The organism is Chelatococcus sp. KU-N122 (assembly GCF_055391085.1).
Genome location: NZ_AP043981.1, coordinates 115,355 through 130,139 on the forward strand (window position 1 = coordinate 115,355; position 14,785 = coordinate 130,139).

At 67.5% G+C, this 14,785-nt stretch carries 13 protein-coding genes; 7 read left to right on the forward strand and 6 right to left on the reverse strand.

What is annotated here, in order from left to right:
* Window positions 1-503: 503 nt before the first annotated feature.
* Together ACZ5PO_RS00505 and ACZ5PO_RS00510 are read right to left on the reverse strand one after the other, a co-directional pair.
* Window positions 504-1,157: a hypothetical protein gene (locus ACZ5PO_RS00505; protein ID WP_464189158.1), complete on the reverse strand. Its 654-nt coding sequence runs from the start codon at window positions 1,155-1,157 to the stop codon at window positions 504-506.
* 233 nt (window positions 1,158-1,390) lie between these two features.
* Window positions 1,391-2,488, reverse strand: a complete 1,098-nt coding sequence (locus tag ACZ5PO_RS00510) for an AraC family transcriptional regulator (RefSeq protein WP_464189161.1) — start codon at window positions 2,486-2,488, stop codon at window positions 1,391-1,393.
* A 297-nt stretch (window positions 2,489-2,785) separates the two neighbouring features.
* Here ACZ5PO_RS00510 and ACZ5PO_RS00515 point away from each other — a divergent pair, with 297 nt between their 5' ends.
* The gene (locus ACZ5PO_RS00515; protein WP_464189163.1) at window positions 2,786-3,853 is read left to right on the forward strand and encodes an AraC family transcriptional regulator; all 1,068 of its coding nucleotides are present in this window, start codon (window positions 2,786-2,788) and stop codon (window positions 3,851-3,853) included.
* A gap of 77 nt (window positions 3,854-3,930) precedes the next feature.
* Here the strand turns inward: ACZ5PO_RS00515 and ACZ5PO_RS00520 are convergent, their stop codons facing one another.
* The 4 genes from ACZ5PO_RS00520 to ACZ5PO_RS00535 form a co-directional block, all read right to left on the reverse strand.
* Window positions 3,931-5,361, reverse strand: a complete 1,431-nt coding sequence (locus ACZ5PO_RS00520; RefSeq protein ID WP_464189165.1) for a DUF1254 domain-containing protein — start codon at window positions 5,359-5,361, stop codon at window positions 3,931-3,933.
* Window positions 5,362-5,550: 189 nt separating this feature from the next.
* Entirely contained in the window at window positions 5,551-5,907 is a 357-nt protein-coding gene (locus ACZ5PO_RS00525) for an HdeA/HdeB family chaperone (RefSeq protein ID WP_464189167.1), read from the reverse strand.
* A gap of 158 nt (window positions 5,908-6,065) precedes the next feature.
* A complete protein-coding gene (locus ACZ5PO_RS00530; RefSeq protein ID WP_464189169.1) occupies window positions 6,066-7,142 on the reverse strand; it encodes an AraC family transcriptional regulator in 1,077 nt (358 codons plus the stop codon).
* A gap of 355 nt (window positions 7,143-7,497) precedes the next feature.
* Complete coding sequence (locus ACZ5PO_RS00535) at window positions 7,498-8,331, reverse strand: IclR family transcriptional regulator (protein ID WP_464189171.1); 834 nt, start codon at window positions 8,329-8,331, stop codon at window positions 7,498-7,500.
* Window positions 8,332-8,455: 124 nt separating this feature from the next.
* Here ACZ5PO_RS00535 and ACZ5PO_RS00540 point away from each other — a divergent pair, with 124 nt between their 5' ends.
* From ACZ5PO_RS00540 to fahA, 6 genes are read left to right on the forward strand one after another with little or no spacing between them, the layout of a single operon-like run.
* Entirely contained in the window at window positions 8,456-10,147 is a 1,692-nt protein-coding gene (locus ACZ5PO_RS00540) for an FAD-dependent oxidoreductase (protein ID WP_464197240.1), read from the forward strand.
* Between the two features lie 7 nt (window positions 10,148-10,154).
* Window positions 10,155-10,382, forward strand: coding sequence for a DUF2783 domain-containing protein (locus ACZ5PO_RS00545; RefSeq protein ID WP_464189173.1), 228 nt, complete (start codon window positions 10,155-10,157; stop codon window positions 10,380-10,382).
* A 24-nt stretch (window positions 10,383-10,406) separates the two neighbouring features.
* Window positions 10,407-11,039, forward strand: coding sequence for a maleylacetoacetate isomerase (gene maiA, locus ACZ5PO_RS00550; protein WP_464189175.1), 633 nt, complete (start codon window positions 10,407-10,409; stop codon window positions 11,037-11,039).
* A gap of 30 nt (window positions 11,040-11,069) precedes the next feature.
* A complete protein-coding gene (locus tag ACZ5PO_RS00555; protein WP_464197242.1) occupies window positions 11,070-12,047 on the forward strand; it encodes an MBL fold metallo-hydrolase in 978 nt (325 codons plus the stop codon).
* A gap of 22 nt (window positions 12,048-12,069) precedes the next feature.
* The gene (gene hmgA, locus ACZ5PO_RS00560; protein ID WP_464189177.1) at window positions 12,070-13,419 is read left to right on the forward strand and encodes a homogentisate 1,2-dioxygenase; all 1,350 of its coding nucleotides are present in this window, start codon (window positions 12,070-12,072) and stop codon (window positions 13,417-13,419) included.
* A 2-nt stretch (window positions 13,420-13,421) separates the two neighbouring features.
* Window positions 13,422-14,738 carry a fumarylacetoacetase gene (fahA, locus tag ACZ5PO_RS00565; RefSeq protein WP_464189179.1) on the forward strand — a complete coding sequence of 439 codons (1,317 nt, stop codon included), beginning with the start codon at window positions 13,422-13,424 and terminating at the stop codon, window positions 14,736-14,738.
* Window positions 14,739-14,785: the final 47 nt, after the last annotated feature.

Sequence of the window (14,785 nt, forward strand, 5' to 3'; positions counted from 1 at the left end):
TTGTCGTCCCGGCAAAGACTGAGGATGTATCTTTTCGCCGCCGAAAAGCGTGTGTCAGAAGTGGTAGCCGGAGGAGGTCGAGAAACTGGACGTCCAAATATAACCCGCGGTCGCGTCCGCTGGGTCTGCGCTTGGATTGCTACTCGGGTGCCGCCTGAAAATAATCTCGCTCGCGCGTCTGTTCGGATAGCGGATAGAGGGATTGGCATTCCGCGAAATAGAACGATCCGGGCGCTCGGTTGCCGGGATCGGCGCAGATCTGGGCCAGTTGCTGAGCCCTGGATGCCGTCGACTGACATCCGGCCAGGCAAAAAGCCCCCAAAACGAGGAGCAAGCACGGCTTCATCGGATAGCTCATCACTATGAGTGCCTAGAGCATTTCGCCATTGGATTGGACCATCCATTGGCAGAAAAATGCTCATAACCTTTTGGATCTGGAGCGCTTCTCTTGCGTCTGGGTGAGTCCACCCAATCGCGAAGCGCTCCGGCGCGCTTCAAGCGGCTCAGTAACAGGGTGGGTATGGGTAGTACCCGCAAACCGGAGGGCGCGCGTAATACGGAGCGCCCGCCGCCGCCGCTCCGGCCGCCGCTCCGGCATACCAGGCGGAGCGATAGGCCGCCCGGCGCGCCATGCCCGCGAACGAGAGTGGCGTGAACGGCAGCCCGATGATGTCGATGAAGACGGATGCCGGACCGTTTGCATCCTTGAGGCTCCCCTCGAGCACGCTGACGTCGAAGGTCAACGTATCCGCATCGAGCTTGGGTGACCGCAACGTCACGACCGCGTCGCGCACGGAATCGCCGGCGCTGCTCAGGACCGAGACCGTAGCGTTGGGTGGGTCTTTGGCAAAGCTATCGCTGCCCTTGGCCCATTCCTCGAGCAAGATCGCGGTCAGCACGTGGCCGGCCGCCCGAACCGGACGGTCGGCGAACATGATGGAGCTGGCAGCGACTCCGCTTAGCACCAGCTTGTTGTTCTGGAGGGACGCACCTTTCGCGCTCATCACGATCAGCGCCGGTTCAATCTGAGTTTTGCCCCCGCCGCCGATCGCCTTCGTCGCCGGAGCGGAGATCGCGTCCCGTTCCTGCGCCCACGCCGGCGCCGACAGCAAGAAGAGCGAAAGAGCAAAAGAGCAAGCAACGACGGCTCGGTTCATATGATCCTCCCAAGCGCGAGGCCAGGACACGACAGGAGTGGGGCGAAGCCGACGCCGTCGTCGCCTCATCCAGGGCGACCGCCGTGCGGCTTCGCGGGCTGCTCACCTGCCCCCATGCGCGATTCCGAGCGACGGCGTTTGACAGAACTTGCCTGATGTTTGACAGCGCATGCGCGCCGGCCAGTGAATTTTGCTGGCGGGGCTCTGCGAACTATGCGGAGCGCACGTCATCGTCAGACAAGACATCGGCCGTCCTGCGTCTCGTGGCGCTGGCCTCCGTAGCGGTGCCGCCACCCACTCGGCGTCATGCCAGACCAGGCCTTGAACGCCCGACTGAAGGCGCTTGCTTCGGAGAACCGGACAATTGCGCCGATTTCCGTGGAGCTCATCGCCGTGCCGCTCAGAAGATGCCGCGCAACATCGAAGCGAACTTCGTCAGCGATGCGCTTGAATGTCGTGCCTTCGGCTTTGAGTCTACGAGCGAACGTTCGCCGGTTCATCCCGAGCAGCCGACAGACGTCGTCGAAAGACCCCTGGCCCGTGAGGAGCGTGTTGCGGAGCAGCCGCCGCGTTTGCTCCGAAGCTTTGTCGAGCTCCTCGCGCTCAAGAAGCTCGACCTGCTCCTTAAGCAATCGCCTCAACGCCGGGTCGGCTCGCGAAATTAACAGGTTCAGGCAACTCTCGCGGAAGTATAACGCATTGCGCTCGGCCTCGAATCTGACCGGAGCGCCAAAGAATGTTTCATATCGAGCCGGCGAAGCCGGACGCGACCGCATCAACGTGACTTCCAGGAGCTCCCAGCCTGGGCCGCAGAGAGCCATCATGATGTTTCGCGCGATGGCTAGAGCGCTGTCATGGATTTGCGCCGTCGCCGGCAGCCCGATCTCATGGATCCCATAGCCAAGGCAGGCGATGCCTTGCTCGATCACCAAGAAGGGCGCCGCGCTGCGGTCATGGTGATGAAGGTAGCCGACGAGGTCGGCCAGGGCCGTGCGCACGTCCGGAGCCTGCTGGAGGAGGAATCCAACCAGGCCGAGATTCGACGCCGATGCGGTTTCGCCGACAAGAAGGCCGAAATCGTCTCGCCCGATGGCGGAGGCGCAACGCGAAATGACCCTGCAGAACGTTGCGACCGGCAGCGCATGATCCGGATCGGAGAAGAGCTCTTCATGAACACCTTCGGCCGCAAGCAGAGGACCGACCTTGGCGCCGAAGGACGCCAGGACCTGCGGGGCGTGGATGGCGGCTCCGACACGAACATGACCTGGCGGCAGGCGCCGGCCGAGCCCCACCCTGATTGGCCACCCGACGTTCGCCCCCATCACCTGCATGATCGCCTCTGACTAGATTGAAGGCCCCGGCGCGCCCTGGCGTTGCATTCAAGGCGGCGTACGATGGCAAGCCGTCGCCGCCAGGCGGCCGAGCTGCCGCCTCGGCCGTCGGCGCGGCCCAACCGTCACCACACCGAAGCGCGGCGGAATGGAGCGGACCGAACAGGCAATGGCGACAAGCGGCGCGGCAACGCGCACCTGATTCAACAAACCAACGCGAAAGCGCTTGGCGGCGGCCAATCGCATAGCTTAAGGAAACGGGCACCGCTTGCTATTTGAGGACAGGAGCGAGCAATCTTGACGAACGGCCTCTCCCAGCGCGTCGGGCCCGTCGCGGCGCTCCCGGGCGTGCTCGAGGACCTCGGCGTGAGCCTCGAGGAGGCGTTTGCCGGTTCGGGCATCGAACCTCAGCAGCTCGTGCCGGATGCGCGTTTTGCATATCCGTCGGTGATCGGCCTGATCGAACGTTCCGCAAGGGTCGCAGGCTGCCCACACCTCGGCCTGCTTGTCGGGGCGCGCTGCGATCACCAGGCGCTCGGCGTCATCGGCGAGATGATGGCCAGCGCGCCCACGCTCGGCGACGCTTTCCGCGACTATATCGGGCTTCAGATCGGCTATTCGCGGGGCGCGGTCGTCTATCTGCAGCGCATCGACGATGATTACTTCGTCGGCTACGGCATGTATCACGCCGGGGTCGGTCTCGGTCGGCAGGTCCACGATCTCGTCGTCGCCATGGGCTGCAATATGGTGCGGGCGTTGACCGGCGGGCGGGTCCGACCGTTGCGGGTGCTTGAAAGTGTCGGCCAGCCCGATGACCTGGGACCCTATCGAAAGCTATTGAAGACGAATCTCGCCTTTGACCGGGAACAGACAGGTATCGTTATAGCGGGGCACGACATGGCGCTGCCGCTGCCCGGTGCCGACACTCGTCGCCGGCTTGAGCTTCGCGCGGCGATGCGGACCATGGCGCGCGGTGATCTGGACGACGTCGCTGCGCAGGTGCGCCACGCCATACGACCGCGCCTGATGCTCGGTGAAGCTGATCGAGATGCCGTCGCCCGCGAGCTCGGCCTCGGACCGCGCACGCTTGCGCGTCATCTCGCACGTGCCGGTACCAGTTTCGAGGCGATCAAAGACGAGGTGCGCTTCGCGGTCGCCCGTGAACTGCTTGCATTGACCCGCCTGCCCATCGGGAGCATCGCCGAAGCGCTCTCCTATTCAGCGAACAGCACATTCGATCACGCCTTCCAACGTTGGGCTGGCGAGGCACCCTCTCAATGGCGCAGGCAGCAGGGAGCCGGCGTGCAGGAGCACCGTCATCGGGTGGAACCACCCGTTGACGGTGCTCCTGATAAGGAGACCTGAAGTATATCGACCCGACGGCGGAGCCGCGAGCCTGCTGAATGGGACGGCGCCGAATGATCGGCGCCGTCCGCCACCGCTCAGCCGGCCTTCTGAACCGGAGGAATCGTCCAGGTGCCGTCGATGATCGAGGGATTCGTCTCTTTCGGCCAATACATGCGCAGCATCAGCAGGAATTTTCCAGCTGGCGCCGGCAGCCAGTTCGATTCCTTGTCCGCACCCGGTGAATCCTTCTGGATGTAGAGATCCACCGAGCCGTCGGCGTTGGCCTTCAGGTCCTGCCGCGGGCTGACCGAATAGCGATTGATCGGATTGGCGACGAAGAAGTAGTTGCTGTCGTACATCGTCAGCGACCAGAAGCCCTCGACGGGCGGCAGCTGGCCCTTGGGGAACCGCATGACATATTTGTGGGCCCCGTCGTAGTCCGATCCGTCTGCGGCCTTGAGCGACGTCGGGTAGACCGCATCCTGCGGCCGGTTGGCGCCGAGCCCGATCGCCGTGATCAGCGCCCGCAGGAGGTAGTCGGTGCCGTAGATGCCCGTCTTGGTCGTAAAGTTCCAGCCGTTGATATGCTGAATCGCGCCGTTCACCTTGAACTGCAGCATGATGCGATCGAAGGCGATCGACGGGATGCGCTTGGCGAAATCCGCCCGAAGCTTCGACTTGTCGAAGTCCTGGCCCGGCACGAGCCCGATCTTGGCAAAGCGGCCGACGGCTGCCGCGTCCGACCAGGACGGCGGGTTCGTTTTCATGAGGTCCGCCAGGAGCATGAAGTACTCCACGGCGTCCATACCGTTGACCTGCTCGCGGACGGCCGTCTTCATATCGAGCGAGGCATCGACCTTACCGGCGGGCGGCGTGTAGTCCTTGCCGAAGGAACTGAGCGGCGTCAGCTTGAACTGATCCTGGAGCGCATGCACCGCCGCATAGTCCTCCGGCGTTCCGGTGCAATAGAGCCGCCCCAGCAGCCAGACGATGTTGGTCGGCGACTTGTACTGCTTCACACCGGCGGGAAGCGTGCCGGACCAGTTCGGCCCGGTGACCGCGAACGTCTGCGCACCGGTGCCCGTCGTCCGCGCCCCCGGGACGTCGAAGACCGTCGTCCAGCCGTCCAGCATGGGCAGCAGGAAATAGCGTCCCTTCATATCGGGCACGCTCAGCACCCAGGGCTCCTTGCCGACGTCGAACCAGGCCGTCGTGTACAGCGTGTCGGCGTTCGGCGCCGTCACGTCCCGGAACGATGCGTCCGGATATTGCCGCATCTTGACCAGGTGCCCCATGGGCGCCCGCGTTCCCTCCGGCGCGGCCACGTTGGTCATGACGCGGCGGGTCATCTCCATGGTGACCAGCGGATAGCCGAAGATGTAGGCGTCCGTTGCCAGCCAGAAGTCATCCAGCCCCTCGCCGAGCCCGGCAAGATCAGCGCCCCAATCGGCTTTGGCGGCGCCGCCGACACCGCCAGCCAGAGCTCCAAGGCTGGCGAACATAGCTACTCGACGTGTGATGTTCATGGTTCCCTCCTGACGCGCATCTGCTCATACACCGGTTGGATGACGCTACCCCGAAGCTTACGCTGAGGTCAGTTCGACAAAAGAACACAATGCCGCTTCGCTCCGGGGAGCGGGATTCGAGAGGCCGGGGCCGCAAACGAGACCGCGGGGGGCGTGGATGTCCGCCGCGCAGTCCCGCCGGGCCGCTCGCTACCTCATTTCAATACCGAGCTTGGCCCGCTCATCCTTGAAGACATGAGCGATGGCTTCGATGATTTTTTTGTCCCGGTTCGCCTTGCAGTAGACGATGACCTCATGCTCCATCAGCTTACCCTTGCGGATGTCGGCATAGTGTTTACGGGCCAGGCCGTTATACCAGCCGCTGTACCAGGTGGTGAGCGCATCGGCATCCTCCTGATAGGTGTCGGCGAGTTGCGCGCACGTCAGCGTCTGCACGTCGAGGAACCCGTTCGCGTCGGCATAGGACGCAAGAGGGACCGGGGCCTGCGCATGGCTCGTCGAAACGGCCGCGAGGAGCAGGGCAACGGACAGCAGCGATCGTCTCATCCTCGAAGGTCCTCCAGTTGGCGAGCGAACCGGCGGGGCAATCCACCATTTCGTGCCGCGGCGTTTGACGGATTCTGCCGGAAGCTTGACGACGGAAGTCCAGCCGGCTGAAAGCCGCTGAATTTTCGGTCGCACGCCTGCGGAATAACCGCCGCAGCTCAGGAAGGCGTCAGACCGGCCGGCACCCCGTCCCGCTGGGCGGCGTCACGGAGCCGCCACTCGCTCGGAGTCATCCCGGACCAGCCCTTGAACGCCCGACTGAAGGCGCTTGCTTCAGAGAACCTCACAATTGCCCCGATCTCCGTCGCGCTCATGGCCGTGCTGCTCAGGAGGTGACGCGCGATGTCGAAACGAACTTCGTCGGAGATGCGCTTGAAGGTCGTTCCCTCGACGGTGAGCCTGCGGGCAAACGTTCGGCGACTCATCCCGAGCAGCCGGCAGACATCGTCGAAAGAGCTTGCGCTCGTCAGAAGGGTGGCGCGCAACAGCCGGCGCGTCTGCTCCGAAACGTTGTTGATCTCTTCGCGCTCAAGGAGGTCAACCTGCTCCTTCAGCATTCGCCTCAACGCCGGGTCGGCGCGCGGAATCGTCACGCGGAGGTAATTCTCGGGGAAATACAATGCGTTGCGATCGGCACCGAAACGGACCGGAGCCCCGAAGAACTTCTCGTAACGGGCCGGCGACGCGGGGCGTGGCCGCGTCAAAGTGACTTCCAGGAGCTTCCAGTCCTGGCCGCAGAGCGCCCGCATGATGTTGAGCCCAATCGCAAGGGCACCGTCATAGATCTGTGCCGTCGCCGGCAGACCGGGCTCGTGGATCGCGTAGCCGAGACAGGCGATGCCCTGCTCGACCACCAGAAATGGCGCTGAGCCCCGATCATGATGGTGAAGGTAGCTGACGAGATCGGTCAAAGCCGTGCGGACGTCCGGCGCCTGTTGGAGAAGAAATCCGACGAGGCCGAGATTCGAGGCCGATATGGTTTCGCAAATGAGAAGGCCGAAATCGTCCCGCGCAATGGCCGATGCGCAGCGCGAAATGAGCCGGCAGAACACGGGGTATGGCAGCGCGTGATCCGGATCCGAGAAGACGTCGTCATGAACGCCCTCCGCCGCCAGCAGAGGCGCAACGTCGGTCCCGAAGGCTGCGAGGACCTCCGGGACCCTGGTGGCGGCACCGATGCGAATATGACCCGGCGGCAGACGCCTGCCGAGCCCCGCCCGGAACGGCCGAACCACTGACACTCCTGGCCCGTGCATGATCGCCTTCGCCCCGGTTCACCACTCCCGGCGCCCCCACCCCGGTGTCACCACATGTCAAGGATCTGGCCGAAAGCGTCAAGCCTGCGCAGCAAGGGCGCCGTCCGTGCACCGATCGGAGAAGCGCTTGAGCGCAACCCGGCCTCCCCCGCAAGGGGCTATCGGATTGCACATCTGCGGCTTGCGGCCTCAGCTCCTGTTCTGAAGGCGCAACGCAACCGCCTCAACGCGACCAGAAGGCCGGGAGAGGTATGCAGTCGCACCGCCTCACGCCTTTTGCTGCGACGGGACCGATGCGTCAAAATCTCAGTGCCAAAATCTCTGTGCAGAGCCGCTACCGCCCGTGCAGCTCGGCGCCGAGGGCTCGCGCTGCGCCTGTCATTAGCGCGGCGACCGGGCCGTGCGGCGACACGTCCAGCCGGCCCACCCGCGCGAACACGGTGAGCGCCAGCCGCATCTGGCCGGCCGCATCGAACACCGGCGCGGAAACGGCGGCAAGCCCGCCTTCGCCTTCCGCGGCGACGGTAGCAAAGCCCCGGCCCCGCACCGCCTCGACCAGCGGGTCGAGCTCGGCCCGGGTCGTCGGCGCGCCGCGGCGGCCGACCGCCCGGCTCTGCGTCAGCTCGCGGCCGATCAGCGGCGCCAGCCGCTCGGCCTCGCCGAAGGCGCAGTAGACCAGCCCGGCGGCCGAGAACGTCAGCGCGCAGACGTGCCCGAGCGGCACGGTGCTGGCGAGCTCATGGCGGGCTTCGACCATCCGCACCAGGGTCGGCCCGTGGCTGCCCCAGACCGCCGCCGCCGCCGTCTCGCCCGTCGCCTCGACGATGGCGTTGAGCGTGCGCTCGGCGCGCTTGAGCACGTCCGACCGGCTGAGCGCGACCACGCCGGCGCGCAGCGCCAGCGGCCCGAAGTCGTAGCGGCTGGTGGCCGGATCCTGCTCGACCAGACCGGTCCGCACCAGGCTGACGAGATAGCGGTGCGCCTTGGCCGAATGCAGGCCGGCGGCGCGCGCCAGATCGGCGAGCCGCGCCGGCCCGGCCGTCTCGGACAGCGCCCGCAGCAAGTCACCCGCGACCTCGACGGAATTTACGCCGCCCTTGGCCGGCGGCTCCGCACCGCCCGCGGGCAGGCCACGCCCGGGCTCCGCCGCCCCGACCGGACTTGACATCACGCGTTCTCCCAGATCAGTATTACGCATAGAAGACTACATTACGTATTACGTAGCAAGCGGCAATTGATCGGGCTGATCGTGACAGCGACCGGATTGCCGCTGCGGCCAGGGAAAACGCATGATGAGGAGCCCAGTGTCCGAGCCCGATTATCGGAACCTGGCATTCGCCTACGCCCGCTCGTCCGATCAGGATGCGGCGCGCCCGGCCGCGCATCCGGTCGTGGTCGTCGGTTGCGGGCCCGTCGGCCTCGCCGCCGCCATCGATCTTGCCCAACAGGGCATCCCCGTCCTCGTGCTCGACGACGACGACCGGCTGTCGACCGGGTCACGCGCCATCTGCTTCGCCAAGCGCACGCTCGAGATCTTCGACCGGCTCGGCTGCGGCCAGCGCATGGTGGACAAGGGCGTCACCTGGAATCTGGGCAAGGTCTTCTTCCGCGACGACGCCGTCTACAGCTTCAACCTGCAGCCCGACACCGGCCACCAGCGCCCCGCCTTCATCAACCTGCAGCAATACTTCGTCGAGGGCTACCTGCTGGACCGGGCGGCCGAGCTCGCCAACCTGGAAATCCGCTGGAAGAACAAGGTGACAGGCGTCGCCCAGGACGATGACGGCGTCACGCTCCAGATCGCCACGCCGGAGGGCGACTACCGCCTGCGCTGCGACTGGCTGGTCGCCGCCGACGGCGCGCGCAGCGGCATCCGCGGGCAACTCGGCCAGAAGAGCTCCGGCCAGACCTTTCGCGACCGCTTCCTCATCGCCGACGTGCGCATGAAGGCCGACCTGCCGACCGAGCGCTGGTTCTGGTTCGATCCGCCCTTCCACCGCGGCCAGTCGGTGCTGCTGCACCGGCAGCCGGACGACGTCTGGCGCATCGATTTCCAGCTGGGCTGGGACGCGGACCCGGAGCTCGAGCGCCAGCCAGAGCGGGTGATCCCGCGGGTGCGGGCGCTGCTCGGGCCGGACGCGGCGTTCGAGCTGGAATGGGTCAGCGTCTACACCTTCTCATGCCTGCGCATGGACCGGTTTCGGCACGGCCGCGTGCTGTTCGCCGGCGACAGCGCACACGGGGTGTCGCCCTTCGGCGCGCGCGGCGCCAACAGCGGCGTGCAGGATGCGGACAACCTCGCCTGGAAGCTCGCCCTCGTCCTGCGCGGGCTGGCGCCGCAGACGCTGCTCGACAGTTACGACAGCGAGCGCGTCGCCGCCGCCGACGAGAACATCCTCAATTCGACGCGCAGCACCGATTTCATCACCCCGAAGAACGAGGCGAGCCGCGCCTTCCGCGATGCCACGCTGGAGCTTGCCAAGGATTGCGGCTTCGCGCGACGGCTGGTGAACAGCGGCCGCCTGTCGACGCCGAGCACCTACCGGGGCTCGCCGCTCAACACGGCGGACATCGACGCGTTCCGCGGCGCGATGGAGCCCGGGGCCCCGGCCGGGGACGCGCCGGTGCGCAGGATGGGCCAGGACGCCTGGCTGCTCGGCGAGACCGGCAGCGGCTTCACCGGGATCTACTTCGGCGACGCGCGCGAGCCCGCGTCGGCACAGCTGCAGGCGCTGCACGCGGCGGCTGATGGCCCGGTGCCGTTCGCCATCCTGTTTGTCACGCCGGCCGGGAGCTCGCAGGCGTCGACGCCCTGCGGCGTGGTCGCGGTCGAGGATGCCGCCGGCGTCGCCGCCGACCGCTACGACGCCCGGCCGGGGACATTCTACCTGCTGCGGCCCGACCAGCACGTCTGCGCCCGCTGGCGGCACGTCGACGGCGCGGCGGTGCGCGCGGCGCTGGCCCGCGCCACCGGCCAAGGGTGAGGAGGCCATGCTGAACACCGAGCTCAACATCGCCGATCCGGACGGCTTCTACGAAGCCCTGATCGGCCTCCATCGCGGCCTGACGCCGGAGCAGAGCCGGCTGGTCAACGCCAAGCTCGTCCTGCTGCTCGCCAACCACGTCGGCGATCGCGCCGTGCTCGACGAAGCCATGGCGCTGGCACGCCGGGGCATCGTCCCCGCCGGGGAGGACGGCGTCGTGCGCGCCACCGCCTGACACCGCGGAGAACGGAAGCCCGTCATGATTCTGCACGGCTACTATCGCTCGTCGGCCGCCTGGCGCGTCAGAATCGCGCTCAACCTGAAGGGCGTCGCGGCGGCGCACGCCTTCCACCACCTGCGCCACGGCGGCCAGCGCGAGCCGGCCTATGCGCGGCTCAATCCGCAATGCCTGGTGCCCGCGATCGAGCTCGATGACGGCGCCGTGCTCACCCAGTCGCTGGCCATCTGCGAGTGGCTCGACGAAACCCATCCCAGCCCGCCGCTGCTGCCGGGCGACGCCTGGCAGCGCGCCCGCATCCGCGCCTTCGCGCTCGCCATCGCCTGCGACATCCACCCGGTGCAGAACCTGAAGGTGCAGGAACGGCTACGCGCGCTCGGCGTCGCCGATGCGGAGGTCACCGGCTGGGCCCGCTGGGTGATCGGCGATGGGCTGGACGCCTGTGAGACGTTGCTCGCCGGCGCTCCCGGGCCGTTCTGCTTCGGCGCGGCGCCGACCCTGGCGGACCTCTGCCTGATACCGCAGCTCTACAACGCCCGCCGCTTCGGCTGCGAGCTATCGCATCTGCCGCGCCTCCTGGCCGCCGAGAGCGCCTGCAACGCGCTTGCCCCCTTCGCCGCTGCCGCGCCCGACCGCCAGCAGGACGCGGAATAGATCCGGCTTCGGCCGACCCTGAAAGGACCGATCATGTCAGGTTTCGCCAGCACCGCCGACCTCGTCGACAAGCAGGTCTCCTTCGAAGAGCTCGGGCCCGGCCTCTACGGCTATACGGCCGAGGGCGACCCCAATTCCGGCATCGTCGTCGGCGACGACAGCGTGCTGGTGGTCGATGCCCAGGCCACGCCCGCCATGGCCGAGGACGTGCTGGCGCGCATCCGCGACGTCACCGACAGGCCGGTACGGCACGTGGTGCTGAGCCACTACCATGCCGTGCGCGTGCTCGGCGCCTCCGCCTACGAGGGCGCCACCATCATCGCCTCCGACGCCACCCGCGACCTGATCGTCGAGCGCGGCCAGCAGGACATGGACAGCGAGATCGGCCGCTTCCCGCGCCTGTTCCGCGGCAAGGAGAGCATCCCCGGCCTCACCTGGCCCACCCTCGTCTTCCACAAGCGCATGACGCTCTGGCTCGGCAGCCGCGAGGTGCAGATCATCCACATCGGCCGCAGCCACACGGCGGGCGACACCGTGGTGTGGCTGCCGAAGGAGAAGGTGCTGTTCGCCGGCGATACCGTGGAGTTCGGCGCCACGCCCTATTGCGGGGACGCCCACTTTACCGACTGGCCGGCGACACTGGCGGCCGTGCGGGCGCTGGGCGCCGAACGGCTGGTGCCCGGGCGCGGGCGCAGCCTCATCGGCCGCGCCGAGGTCGACCAGGCGATCGACGGCACGGCCGCCTTCACCGCCGACCTCTTCGCCATCGCCAAGGCGGGGGTGGCCAAAGGCGCCACGCTCAACCAGATCTACGATGAGGCCATGGCGGCGATGCGGCCCAAGTACGGGCACTGGGTCATCTTCGACCATTGCATGCCCTTCGACGTGAGCCGCGCCGTCGACGAGGCCAAGGGCATCGACCATCCGCGCATCTGGACGGCCGAGCGCGACGTGGAGATGTGGCAGGCGCTCGAGCAGGCCAAGGCGGCGAAGCCTGCCGGAACGTGACCCGTAAGCCCTGGAGGCAGCCATGAACGTCACCGTGCGCCCCGCTTTTGCTGCCGGCTCTCCGGCCGGCAGCAATGAGCTCGAATACCTCTCCGGCTTCGGCAACGGCTTCGAGACGGAGGCGCTGCCAGGCGCCCTGCCGATCGGCCGCAACTCGCCGCAGCGCTGCGCCTACGGCCTCTACGCCGAGCAACTGTCGGGCTCGCCGTTCACGGCGCCGCGCACCACCAACGAGCGTTCCTGGCTCTATCGGATCCGGCCGACGGTCGCCCACTGGGGCGAGTTCGCCAAGGTCGACAACGGCCTCTGGCGCACGGCGCCGGCAGCCGAGGTGGACACGCCGATCGCGCCGCTGCGCTGGGATCCGTTCCCCATCCCCAACGAGGCGCTGACCTTCGTCGAGGCCGTGCGCACCATCACCACCGCCGGCGACGCCGGCAGCCACGCCGGCATGGGCGCGCACGTCTACCTGGTGACGCGCTCCATGGAGAACGACTACTTCTACAATGCCGACGGGGAGATGCTGTTCGTGCCCCAGCAGGGTGAGCTCCGGCTCGCCACCGAGTTCGGCCTCATCGACATCGAGCCCGGCGAGATCGCCGTCATCCCACGCGGCGTCAAGCTGCGTGTCGAGCTCAAGGGCGGCCCGGCGCGCGGCTATATCTGCGAGAATTATGGCGGCGCCTTCACCGTGCCGGAGCGCGGCCCGATCGGCGCCAACTGCCTGGCCAACCAGCGCGACTTCCTGACGCCCGTCGCCGCCTACGAGGACCGGGACGCGCCCTCGCGCCTGTTCGTCAAATGGGGCGGCGCGCTGTGGGCCGCCCACATCGAGCACTCGCCGCTCGACGTGGTCGCCTGGCACGGCAACTACTACCCTTACAAGTACGACCTGCGGCGCTATTCGCCGGTCGGGCCGGTGCTCTACGACCACGCCGACCCGTCGATCTTCACCGTGCTGACGTCGCCGTCGGAGACGCCCGGCACCGCCAACATCGACTTCGTCGTCTTCTGCGACCGCTGGCTGGTGGCCGAAAACACCTTCCGGCCGCCGTGGTACCACATGAACGTCATGAGCGAGTTCATGGGCCTGGTCTACGGCCAGTACGACGCCAAGCCCCACGGCTTCGTGCCGGGCGGCATCTCGCTGCACAACACGCTGCTGCCGCACGGGCCAGACGTGGAGGCCTTCGAGAGGGCGAGCTCGGTCGAGCTCAAGCCGCACAAGCTGGAGGGCACCATGGCCTTCATGTTCGAGACGCGCTTTCCCCAGCGGGTGACGGCATTCGCCGCCAACGCCGCCGAGCGGCAGACGGCCTACGGGCGCTACGGCCACGAGCTGCGCAAGAACTTCGATCCGACTCGGCCCTGATCATGGCAGCGATCGACGAGACCCACGATCCCGGCCGGCGCAGTTGGGTGGCCTCGGCCGCCGGCCACCCGGATTTTCCGATCCAGAACCTGCCGCTCGGCATCTTCACCCCGGCTGACGGAGGCGAGGCGCGCGCCGGCGTCGCCATCGGCGACAGCATCCTCGACCTGGCGGGCCTGGCCGAGACCGGGCTGCTCGTCGGCGATGCGGGCCGCGCCGCCGCGGCTGCCGCCGGCGGGGCCCTGAACGGCCTGTTCGCCCTCGGCGCTGAGCCGCGGCGGGCGCTGCGCACCCACTTGGCGGCGCTCCTGACCGACGGCAGCGCCGCCGCCGACCGGCTGCGGCCGCTGCTGCACGCGGCGGCGGGCTGCACGCTGCACCTGCCGGCCCGCGTCGGCGACTACACCGACTTCTACGTGGGCATTCATCACGCCACCAACGTCGGCAAGGTGTTTCGCCCGGACAACCCGCTGCTGCCGAACTACAAGCACGTGCCCATCGGCTACCACGGCCGCAGCTCCTCGCTGGTGCCCTCGAGAACGCCGTTGCACCGGCCGCATGGCCAGCGCAAGGCGGCAGACGAGACGGCGCCAAGCTTCGGGCCATGCCGCAACCTGGATTTCGAGCTGGAGCTCGGCATCTGGATCGGGCCCGGCAACGCGCTGGGCGCACCCATTCCGATCGCTAGCGCCGCCGACCACATCGCCGGCTTCTGCCTGCTCAACGACTGGTCGGCGCGCGACATCCAGGCCTGGGAGTACCAGCCGCTCGGGCCGTTCCTGGCCAAGAACTTCGGCTCGACGCTGTCGCCGTGGGTGATCACGCCCGAGGCCTTGGCCCCGTTCCGCACGGCGCAGCCGCCGCGCCCGGCGGGCGATCCGGCGGAGTTGCCCTACCTCGCCGACGCGGCCGACCAGCAGGGCGGCGCACTGGCGCTCGATCTCGAGGTGTTCCTGTCGACGCCCCAGCTCCGCGAGCGCGGCCGACCGCCGGTCCGCATCAGCCTGAGCAACACCCGCCACATGTACTGGACGGCGGCGCAGCTGGTGGCCCACCAGACCAGCAACGGCTGCAACCTGCGGCCCGGCGACCTCCTCGGCTCCGGCACGATCTCGGCCCCGGAGCCCACGGGCCTGGGCAGCCTGCTGGAGATGACCCAGGGCGGCAAGGTGCCGCTCAACCTCGCCACCGGCGAGGAGCGGCGCTTCCTGGAGGACGGAGACGAGGTGATTCTGCGCGCTCACGCCCGCCGCGACGGCTACGTACCGATCGGCTTCGGCGAGTGCCGCGGCAGGGTGCTGGCCGCCGTTGCCGGCTGATCGATCGTTGCTCGCTCAGCCCGTTGCCGCGCCGGCGCAAGCGACTT